The sequence below is a fragment of the Pseudomonas reidholzensis genome, from assembly GCF_900536025.1.
In the GTDB taxonomy this organism is placed as follows: domain Bacteria; phylum Pseudomonadota; class Gammaproteobacteria; order Pseudomonadales; family Pseudomonadaceae; genus Aquipseudomonas; species Aquipseudomonas reidholzensis.
Map to the genome: position 1 here is coordinate 68802 of NZ_UNOZ01000033.1, position 9454 is coordinate 78255.

At 60.5% G+C, this 9454-nt stretch carries 9 protein-coding genes, 1 tRNA gene and 2 rRNA genes; 4 read left to right on the plus strand and 8 right to left on the minus strand.

Translation table 11 applies throughout. The annotated features are described in order from the left end of the window. Positions 1-76: 76 nt before the first annotated feature. Positions 77-895, plus strand: coding sequence for a type III secretion system regulator SuhB (gene suhB / locus CCOS865_RS24275; RefSeq protein ID WP_119145652.1), 819 nt, complete (start codon positions 77-79; stop codon positions 893-895). Between the two features lie 60 nt (positions 896-955). On the opposite strand, the gene CCOS865_RS24280 is transcribed toward suhB, so the two are convergent. The 6 genes from CCOS865_RS24280 to queA all read right to left on the minus strand — a co-directional run bounded on the left by CCOS865_RS24280 (position 956) and on the right by queA (position 7040). Beyond that, complete coding sequence (locus tag CCOS865_RS24280; RefSeq protein ID WP_119145654.1) at positions 956-1504, minus strand: glycine zipper 2TM domain-containing protein; 549 nt, start codon at positions 1502-1504, stop codon at positions 956-958. A gap of 121 nt (positions 1505-1625) precedes the next feature. Further along, on the minus strand, positions 1626-2534 hold the full coding sequence (secF, locus tag CCOS865_RS24285) for a protein translocase subunit SecF (RefSeq protein WP_119145656.1): 909 nt from the start codon (positions 2532-2534) through the stop codon (positions 1626-1628). 10 nt (positions 2535-2544) lie between these two features. Further along, positions 2545-4407, minus strand: a complete 1863-nt coding sequence (gene secD, locus CCOS865_RS24290) for a protein translocase subunit SecD (RefSeq protein WP_119145658.1) — start codon at positions 4405-4407, stop codon at positions 2545-2547. A 64-nt stretch (positions 4408-4471) separates the two neighbouring features. Continuing rightward, positions 4472-4804, minus strand: coding sequence for a preprotein translocase subunit YajC (gene yajC / locus CCOS865_RS24295; RefSeq protein WP_119145660.1), 333 nt, complete (start codon positions 4802-4804; stop codon positions 4472-4474). Between the two features lie 56 nt (positions 4805-4860). Continuing rightward, complete coding sequence (gene tgt / locus CCOS865_RS24300; RefSeq protein ID WP_167469103.1) at positions 4861-5976, minus strand: tRNA guanosine(34) transglycosylase Tgt; 1116 nt, start codon at positions 5974-5976, stop codon at positions 4861-4863. Between the two features lie 14 nt (positions 5977-5990). Then, on the minus strand, positions 5991-7040 hold the full coding sequence (gene queA / locus CCOS865_RS24305; RefSeq protein ID WP_119145663.1) for a tRNA preQ1(34) S-adenosylmethionine ribosyltransferase-isomerase QueA: 1050 nt from the start codon (positions 7038-7040) through the stop codon (positions 5991-5993). Positions 7041-7147: 107 nt separating this feature from the next. Here queA and CCOS865_RS24310 point away from each other — a divergent pair. From CCOS865_RS24310 to CCOS865_RS24320, 3 genes are all read left to right on the plus strand, one after another. After that, a tRNA-Leu gene (locus tag CCOS865_RS24310) sits at positions 7148-7232 on the plus strand. Positions 7233-7467: 235 nt separating this feature from the next. Next, positions 7468-8022 (plus strand): type IV toxin-antitoxin system AbiEi family antitoxin, encoded by a 555-nt coding sequence (gene abiEi, locus CCOS865_RS24315; RefSeq protein ID WP_119145665.1) that lies wholly within the window; start codon positions 7468-7470, stop codon positions 8020-8022. Continuing rightward, entirely contained in the window at positions 8009-8911 is a 903-nt protein-coding gene (locus tag CCOS865_RS24320) for a nucleotidyl transferase AbiEii/AbiGii toxin family protein (RefSeq protein ID WP_119145667.1), read from the plus strand. Before abiEi ends, CCOS865_RS24320 begins: the two co-directional genes overlap by 14 nt. Positions 8912-9037: 126 nt before the next feature. On the opposite strand, the gene rrf is transcribed toward CCOS865_RS24320, so the two are convergent. Continuing rightward, a 5S ribosomal RNA gene (gene rrf / locus CCOS865_RS24325) occupies positions 9038-9153 on the minus strand. A gap of 134 nt (positions 9154-9287) precedes the next feature. Then, positions 9288-9454: ribosomal RNA gene (locus CCOS865_RS24330) — 23S ribosomal RNA — on the minus strand; the annotation flags it as partial.

Consider the following 9454-nt stretch of genomic DNA (forward strand, 5'->3'; position numbering starts at 1 on the left):
ATGCGGCGCTGCTGTCGTCAAAAAACTCTGCTAAAATGGCCGGCTTTCTTCTTTAACATCTCCAGGTGAACCGCCCATGCAGCCTATGCTGACTATCGCCCTGCGCGCTGCTCGCAGCGCCAGTGAACTGATTTTCCGCTCCATCGAACGCCTGGATACCATCAAGGTCGACGAAAAGGACGCCAAGGACTACGTGTCCGAGGTTGACCGTGCTGCCGAGCAGAAAATTGTCGATGCTCTGCGTAAGGCCTACCCGAACCACTCGATCCAGGGTGAAGAGACTGGCTTCCATGCAGGCTCGGGCGAAGAAGGCAAAGACTACCTGTGGATCATCGACCCGCTCGATGGCACCACCAACTTCCTGCGTGGCGTTCCGCACTTCGCAGTCAGCATCGCCTGCAAATACCGTGGTCGCCTGGAGCACGCGGTAGTGCTTGATCCGGTTCGCCAGGAAGAGTTCACCGCCAGCCGTGGCCGTGGCGCCCAGGTCAACGGCCGTCGCCTGCGCGTCAGCTCGCGCACCAGCCTCGAAGGCGCCCTGCTGGGCACCGGCTACCCGTTCCGCGACAACCAGATGGAAGACCTCGACAACTACCTGGGCATGTTCCGCGCCCTGACTGGCCAGACCGCCGGCATCCGCCGCGCCGGCTCCGCCAGCCTGGACCTCGCCTATGTCGCTGCTGGCCGCTTCGACGCCTACTGGGAGTCGGGCCTGTCCGAGTGGGACATGGCTGCAGGCGTACTGCTGGTGCAAGAAGCCGGTGGCCTGGTGAGCGACTTCAACGGTGGTCATGACTTCCTTGAGAAGGGCCATATCGTTGCCGGCAACATCAAGTGCTTCAAAGCCGTGCTGACCGCTATCCAGCCGCACGTGCCGCACTCGCTGAAACGCTAAGGCGAATCTCGGCGACAAAAAAAAGCACCCCTCGGGGTGCTTTTTTTATGCCTGCGCAGCTTACTGCCCAGCCTGCGCCTGGCTCAGCACCAGCTTGCCGTTCTCATCCAGCGGGATGGTCGAACCCGGCTCGTGGTCCATCTTCACCTTGCCGACCTTGTCGCCAATCGAATAGGTCACAGTGTAGCCCACCACCTTCTCGCTCAAGTCGTTGACCGTGTTGCAGCGGGTTTGCGTGGTGGTGTAGGTGTCACGCTCCTGCATGCCTTCCTGCACCTTGTTACCGGCATAACCGCCGCCGACCGCACCGGCCACCGTGGCAATCTTCTTGCCGGTGCCACCGCCGATCTGGTTACCCAGCAGACCACCCGCCAAGGCACCGACCACGGTACCGGCGATCTGGTGCTGGTCCTTGACCGGCGCCTGGCGCGTCACGGTCACGTCCTTGCACACTTCACGCGGGGTTTTCACCTGCTGCTTGATCGGCTGCACATCAGTCACCTGGGCGACCTCAGGGCCTTTGTTGACCAAGTTGTAGGTCGCCACAGCACCCCCGGCAGTGACACCGACAGCACCGAGCACCGCACCCACCAGCATTGATTTATTCACGTGAACCTCCTGATCGTACCGGCGGGCCATAGCCCGCGCTTCTCCCAGCCTTGGAGCAAAAAAAAAGCCGCGAGTTCAACACTCGCGGCTCTCTTTGCGCCAAACGGCGTAGGACGAATCCTTACGGACGGTCGTCCACACCCTCAGCCTTGACCGGTGGAATCAGGTCTTCGCTGTTCAGGTTCAGCCAGATCAGCACCACGTTGGCGATGTAGATCGACGAGTAGGTACCGGCCATGACACCGATGAACAGTGCCAGGGAGAAGCCGAACAGGTTGTCGCCACCAAAGATCAGCAGCGCGGCAATCGCCAGCAAGGTCGACACCGAGGTGGCGATGGTCCGCAGCAGGGTCTGGGTGGTGGAGACGTTGATGTTCTCGATCAACGACGCCTTGCGCATCACCCGGAAGTTCTCACGTACCCGGTCGAAGACGACGATGGTGTCGTTGAGCGAGTAACCGATGATCGCCAGCACCGCCGCCAGCACCGTCAGGTCGAAGGTGATCTGGAAGAACGAGAGGATACCCACGGTCACGACCACGTCGTGGATCAGCGAGACGATCGCGCCCACGGCGAACTTCCACTGGAAGCGGAACGCCAGGTAGATCAGTACGCCGCCCAGCGCCAGGAGCATGCCCAGGCCACCCTGGTCACGCAGCTCCTCACCCACTTGCGGGCCGACGAACTCGACGCGTTTGAGGGTGGCCGGGTTGTCGCCGCCAGCCTTCTGCAAGGCCGCTGCGACCTGGCTGCCCAGTTGCGGGTCATCGCCCGGCATGCGCACCAGCAGGTCGGTGGTCGCACCAAAGCTCTGCACGATGGCGTCGTGGAAGCCCGACTCGACCAGCTCGGCACGCACCGCCTTGAGATCCGCCGGACGCTCGTAGGTCAGCTCGATGAGCGTACCGCCGGTGAAGTCCAGACCGAAGTTCAGGCCCTTCTGCCACCAGCTGAACAACGCCAGTACGGTCAGCAGGACAGTGATGGCGAACGCAACGTTGCGCACGCCCATGAAGTTGATGGTTTTCATGGTTATTCCCTCAAACCCACAGCTTCTTGATGTCACGCCCGCCGCAGGTCAGGTTGACCATTGCGCGGGTCACCATGACGGCGGTGAACATCGAGGTGAAAATCCCGAGGGACATGGTAACCGCGAAGCCCTTGACCGGGCCGGTACCCATGGCGAACAGGATACCGCCGACCAGCAGGCTGGTCAGGTTGGCGTCGATGATCGCGGTGTAGGCACGGCTGAAGCCTTCGTGGATGGCGCGCTGGACCGACATGCCGTTTTTCAGCTCTTCGCGGATCCGCGAGAAGATCAGCACGTTGGCGTCGACCGCCATACCCATGGTCAGCACGATACCGGCGATGCCTGGCAGGGTCAGGGTGGCGCCGAGCAGCGACATCAGGGCCAGCAGCAGGATCATGTTGCCGGTCAGGGCAACGGTGGCGATCACGCCGAAACCACGGTAGATGGCGATGATGAACAGCGAGACGAACAGCATGCCCCACAGCGACGCATCGACACCCTTGGTGATGTTGTCGGCACCCAGGCTTGGGCCAATGGTGCGCTCTTCAGCGAAGTACATCGGCGCGGCCAGACCACCGGCACGCAGCAGCAGGGCCAGCTCGGACGACTCACCCTGGCCATTGAGGCCGGTGATGCGGAACTGGCTGCCCAGCGGCGACTGGATGGTCGCCAGGCTGATGATCTTCTTCTCTTCCTGGAAGCTCTGTACCGCCACTTCCTTCTCGACACCGTCGACCGTCTGCTTGACGTAGCGGGTCACCGGCTTCTGCTCGATGAAGATCACCGCCATGCTGCGCCCGACGTTGCTGCGGGTGGCGCGGCTCATCAGTTCGCCGCCATGGCCATCGAGGCGGATGTTGACCTGCGGACGGCCATGCTCGTCGAAGCTGGCCTGGGCGTCGGTGACCTGGTCACCGGTGATGATCAGGCCACGCTCGACCGGCGCGGAACGGCCGCCCTCACGGAACTCGAAGATCTCGGTGGTGGCCTTGGACGCACCCGGCTCGGCACCGAAGCGGAACTCGAGGTTGGCGGTCTTGCCGAGGATACGCTTGGCTTCGGCAGTGTCCTGCACGCCTGGCAGCTCGACCACGATGCGGTTGGCGCCCTGGCGCTGAACCAGCGGCTCGGCGACGCCCAGCTCGTTGACCCGGTTACGTACGGTGGTCAGGTTCTGCTTGATCGAGTATTCGCGGATCTCGGCGACTTTGGCCGGGGTCAGCGCCAGACGCAGCACAGCGAGCTCGTTGCGCTCGGTGGTGGTCAGGTCGAAATCGGAGAAATTCTTGCGCAGCAGGCCCTGGGCCTGGTCGCGGGTTGCATCGTCAGCAAAGCCCAGCATGATGCCGCCGTCCTGCTGAGGCAGGCTGCGGTAGCGGATGCGCTCTTTGCGCAACAGGGTCTTCACTTCACCTTCGTAGACCTTCATGCGGGCGCTCATGGCCTTGTCCATGTCCACTTCGAGCAGGAAGTGCACACCACCGGACAGGTCGAGACCCAGCTTCATCGGGCTTGCACCCAGGTTACGCAGCCATTGCGGGGTGGTCTGGGCCAGGTTCAGGGCCACGACGTAATCATCGCCCAGTGCCTTGCGCACCACATCCTTGGCAGGGAGTTGGTCTTCCTGGTTGGTCAGGCGCACCAGCGCACTGCCCTTCTCGCCCAGGCTACCGCCCTTGACGGTGATACCGGCCTCGGACAGCGCCTTGCTGACGCGATCGAGATCGGCTTGGCTGACCTGCAGCGCGGAGCTCGCACCACTGATCTGCACCGCCGGATCATCCGGGTAGAGGTTGGGAGCGGAATAAATGAAACCGATCGCCAGTACCAGCACGATCAGTGCGTATTTCCACAGAGGGTATTTGTTCAGCATCACGCCGCCCGTTCAAGACGCGGGGCGCGTTGCGCGCCCCGACTGGAAAAATAAAACCGGTAACTCAGATGGCCTTGAGCGTACCTTTTGGCAGGGTCGCGGCAATGGCGCCCTTCTGGAACTTCAGTTCAACGGTGTCGGACACTTCGAGTACCACGAAGTCATCGGAAACCTTGACGATCTTGCCAGCGATGCCGCCGTTGGTGACAACTTCGTCGCCTTTCTGCAAGTTGCCCAGCAGGTTCTTCTGCTCTTTGGCGCGCTTGGCCTGTGGGCGCCAGATCATCAGGTAGAAGATGACCAGGAAGCCGACCAGGAAAATCCACTCGAAACCACCACCCATAGGAGCGGCGGGGGCGGCGGCGTCCGCGTAGGCGGCGGGGATCAGAAAGCTCATGTGACACTCCAGTTGTTATGTTGCAACGTATTGGGTTGGCAAACGGTAATAGACAGTCAGTCCAAAGGCGGCACAGGAAGCCCGCGTTTGGCATAGAAGGCGTCGACAAAGGCGGCCAATTTACCTTGTTGAATAGCCTCGCGTAAACCGGCCATCAGGCGCTGGTAATGGCGCAAGTTATGGATCGTATTCAACATGCTGCTCAACATTTCGCCGCACTTGTCCAGGTGATGCAGGTAGGCGCGGGAGAAGTTGGTGCAGGTGTAGCAGTCGCAGGTCGGATCCAGCGGCGAATCATCGTGGCGATGGAACGCGTTGCGGATCTTGATCACCCCGGTGTCGATGAACAGATGACCGTTGCGCGCGTTGCGCGTCGGCATCACGCAGTCGAACATGTCGACGCCGCGGCGCACACCCTCCACAAGATCCTCGGGTTTGCCTACCCCCATAAGGTAACGAGGTTTGTCAGCCGGCATCATGTCGGGCAAGTAGTCGAGCACTTTGATCATTTCGTGCTTGGGCTCGCCGACCGACAGGCCGCCGATCGCCAGGCCATCGAAGTCGATGTTGACCAGGGCTTCCAGCGAGCGCTGGCGCAGGTCCTGGTACATGCCACCCTGGACGATACCGAACAGCGCCGCAGTGTTGTCGCCGTGGGCGTTCTTCGAGCGCTGGGCCCAACGCAGCGACAGCTCCATCGAGGTGCGCGCGACGTCATGCTCGGCCGGGTAAGGCGTGCACTCGTCGAAGATCATCACGATGTCCGAGCCCAGGTCACGCTGGACCTGCATCGACTCTTCCGGGCCCATGAACACCTTCGAGCCATCGACCGGCGAGGCGAAGGTCACGCCCTCTTCCTTGATCTTGCGCATGGCGCCCAGGCTGAACACCTGGAAGCCACCGGAGTCGGTGAGGATCGGGCCTTTCCACTGCATGAAGTCGTGCAGGCCGTTGTGCTTCTTGATCACCTCGGTGCCCGGGCGCAGCCACAGGTGGAAGGTGTTGCCCAGGATGATCTCGGCGCCGGTGGCCTCGATGTCACGCGGCAGCATGCCCTTGACCGTGCCATAGGTACCGACCGGCATGAACGCCGGGGTCTCGACCGTGCCACGGGGGAAGGTCAGGCGGCCACGACGGGCCTTGCCGTCGGTGGCCAGCAGTTCGAAGGACATACGACAGGTGCGACTCATGCTTGATCCTCGGGGCCACGTGGCGCCGGATTGCGGGTGATGAACATGGCATCACCGTAACTGAAGAAGCGGTACCCCTGCTCGACCGCCGCCGCATAGGCAGCCATGGTCTCGGGGTAACCGGCGAAGGCCGAGACCAGCATCAGCAGCGTGGACTCCGGCAGGTGGAAGTTGGTGACCAGGGCGTCGACCACATGGAACGGCCGGCCCGGGAAGATGAAGATGTCGGTGTCGCCGCTGAACGCCTTGAGCTGGCCATCACGCGCCGCGCTCTCCAGCGAACGCACGCTGGTGGTGCCGACTGCGACGACACGCCCACCGCGTGCGCGACAGGCCTCGACCGCATCGACCACGTCCTGGCTGACTTCGAGCCATTCCTTGTGCATGTGGTGGTCTTCGATCTTGTCGACCCGCACCGGCTGGAACGTGCCCGCGCCAACGTGCAAGGTGACGAAGGCGCGCTCGACGCCCTTGGCGGCGATTTTGTCGAGCAGCGCCTGGTCGAAGTGCAGGCCCGCGGTGGGCGCAGCCACTGCGCCGGCACGCTCGGCATAGACCGTCTGGTAGCGCTCGCGGTCGGCGCCTTCGTCCGGACGGTCGATGTAGGGTGGCAGCGGCATGTGGCCGACCCGGTCGAGCAACGGCAGCACTTCTTCGGTGAAGCGCAGCTCGAACAGCGTGTCGTGGCGCGCGACCATCTCGGCCTCGCCACCGCCATCGATGAGGATCTGCGCCCCCACCTTGGGCGCCTTGCTGGCGCGCACGTGGGCCAGCACGCGGTGGCTGTCGAGCACGCGCTCGACCAGCACCTCGAGCTTGCCACCAGAGGCTTTCTGGCCGAACAGCCGCGCCGGGATCACCCGGGTGTTGTTGAACACCATCAGGTCGCCGGGGCGCAGGTACGCGAGCAGGTCGGTGAATTGCTGATGTGCCAGCGCGCCGCTCGGTCCGTCTAGAACCAGCAGTCGGCTGCCATGGCGCTCGGCCAGTGGGTGGCGGGCGATCAGGGAATCGGGGAGTTCGAAGGAAAAATCGGCGACGCGCATGATTGTGTTCGGTTCGACAGGGCCGCAAAGTTTAGCCCAATGCGTGAAAATTCACCATGAAAGCCGATTGACCGAGTGATTGAGCCTCTCTATACTGCGCGCCACACGCCCTGATGGCGGAATTGGTAGACGCGGCGGATTCAAAATCCGTTTTCGAAAGGAGTGGGAGTTCGAGTCTCCCTCGGGGCACCAAATCCAGAAAAAACCGACCTTATGGTCGGTTTTTTTGTGCGTGGGATTTAGCGGTTAGATCGGCATCTCACTGCACCCTAACCATGAAGCCCACACTGCAAAATCGGATTCTGCTCCCGCTTTGCCAGACAATCTCTACACACTAAGTTGCACAATGTGAAACTTTCTGTGCAATGACCTCACCTTGGTTCTACACTAAGTTGCGTCTATAGAGATTATCTGTCGAGCCACTGCCATGCCAACTCAGCCTCTGCGGCGCCTCTATCAAGGGCTACAGCAGCTAGCGACCCCGCAGCGTTATCTATTCACTCCAGCAGATATGCGCGGGTTGCTCCCAGAGTTGTCCAGCAGTGCCTACCGCGCGCTCCTGAGCCGAGCAGCCAACGATAATCAGTTGATCAGACTGTGCCGGGGCCTCTACCTCTACACACCGGTAAAACCCAATCCAGGGCTGGTCCTGTACCACGCCGCGGCACGCCTACGTGCGGATAATCTTAACTACATCAGCCTGGAGTCGGCCCTGAGCGACGCTGGGGTGATATCCCAACTCCCGATGAATTGGCTTACCGTCATGTCTTCCGGACGAAGCCAGTCCATACGCTGCGGCTCATTCGGCACCCTCGAATTCATTCATACCACGCGCAAAGCCAGCGAGCTTGCAGGCCAGCTTGATTATGACGAACGCTGCCGGATGTGGCGTGCCAGGCCTACCCTGGCGCTGGCGGACATGAAACGAACCAGACGCAACCTCGACCTGATCAACTGGGAAATCGCCAATGAACTTGTTTGACCAGCTCGTCCAGCAAGCCCTGAGCAACACACCGGAGCTTGCCCCCCTGCAAGTGGTAGTGGAGAAGGAACTGCTCCATCACGACATCATGCGCATACTCAGCGAGTCCGGTTTATTGAAGAACCTGTGCTTTATTGGTGGCACGTGCTTGCGGACCTGCTACGGCTCAAGGCGACTCAGCGAAGACCTCGACTTCACCGGCGGTGCGCACTTCAAGCGGGAGGACTTTTCCGCACTCAAGGAAGATCTCATTGAGAAACTGAACGAAAAATATGGGCTGAAGGTAGAGGTCAGCGAACCCACCCGAGATGAAGGCAACGTCGATACATGGAAGCTACGCATCCAAACCCGCCCTGAGGCGCGCAACCTGCCGGCGCAGAAAATCCATATCGATATCTGTGCGATCCCGTCCTACCAGCGCAAACCGATGACCTTGCTGAATCCATATGGGATCGACATGGGGACCGACGGTTTGATCGTCAACGCCGAGAGTCTTGAAGAAATCTTTGTCGACAAGTTGCTGGCTTTTGTCCTTCGTCAAGGACGCATCAAAAACCGTGATCTGTGGGACCTCACTTGGCTCAAGCAGCGAGCAGTGACACCTGCCTTTGAACTCTTGGAGCGCAAGCTGCGCGACCATGTGACTACGGCGGCGCTGTTCCTGGAACAAGGAGGAGAGAGAGTGGCGAGCTTGGCGCTGACGCTGACGCAGCGGGACTTCCAAGACGAGATGAGGCGGTTTTTGCCCATCCAGGTGGTCACGCAAACCGTTGATAACCCGGCATTCTGGGACTATGTGGTGCAAACGGTTGGGCAGCAGTTCAGAGAATTGCGGGCGTATCTTGAAGCTCAGCAGCAGGGTACGGAGGGATCTACATTCTTGATGTGATCAACGGTGCCTGGCAGCCTACGCGCGCGTCTTGGGGATGGTGCTACCCCTGTAGAGCTTGAAATTTTCTGAGCTAAAAGACAAAACCCCTACCTGCTCGCGCAGATAGGGGTTTTGCGAAATGAATCTTGACGATGACCTACTCTCACATGGGGAGACCCCACACTACCATCGGCGATGCATCGTTTCACTACTGAGTTCGGGATGGGATCAGGTGGTTCCAATGCTCTATTGTCGTCAAGAAATTCTGTAGCCAGAATGTCCTGTTGGACAGCCCAGCGAATTCGGATATGCGATATTTGTGATGTTACGAATCTTCGGTTCTTTCGTCTTCACCACCGCAATCTGGCTTTCGCTCAAATTGCTTGGGTGTTATATGGTCAAGCCTCACGGGCAATTAGTATTGGTTAGCTCAACGCCTCACAGCGCTTACACACCCAACCTATCAACGTCGTAGTCTTCGACGGCCCTTCAGGGGATTCTAGATCCCAGTGAGATCTCATCTTGAGGCAAGTTTCCCGCTTAGATGCTTTCAGCGGTTAT

What these genes read in the sequence shown, in the direction of transcription:
- suhB (WP_119145652.1), top strand. Translation starts at nt 77, where the DNA reads ATGCAGCCTATGCTGACTATCGCCCTGCGCGCTGCTCGCAGCGCCAGT.
- secF (WP_119145656.1), bottom strand. Translation starts at nt 2,534, where the DNA reads ATGAAAACCATCAACTTCATGGGCGTGCGCAACGTTGCGTTCGCCATC.
- tgt (WP_167469103.1), bottom strand. Translation starts at nt 5,976, where the DNA reads ATGTCCTTCGAACTGCTGGCCACCGACGGCAAGGCCCGTCGTGGCCGC.
- abiEi (WP_119145665.1), top strand. Translation starts at nt 7,468, where the DNA reads ATGCCAACTCAGCCTCTGCGGCGCCTCTATCAAGGGCTACAGCAGCTA.
- secD (WP_119145658.1), bottom strand. Translation starts at nt 4,407, where the DNA reads ATGCTGAACAAATACCCTCTGTGGAAATACGCACTGATCGTGCTGGTA.
- CCOS865_RS24320 (WP_119145667.1), top strand. Translation starts at nt 8,009, where the DNA reads ATGAACTTGTTTGACCAGCTCGTCCAGCAAGCCCTGAGCAACACACCG.
- yajC (WP_119145660.1), bottom strand. Translation starts at nt 4,804, where the DNA reads ATGAGCTTTCTGATCCCCGCCGCCTACGCGGACGCCGCCGCCCCCGCC.
- queA (WP_119145663.1), bottom strand. Translation starts at nt 7,040, where the DNA reads ATGCGCGTCGCCGATTTTTCCTTCGAACTCCCCGATTCCCTGATCGCC.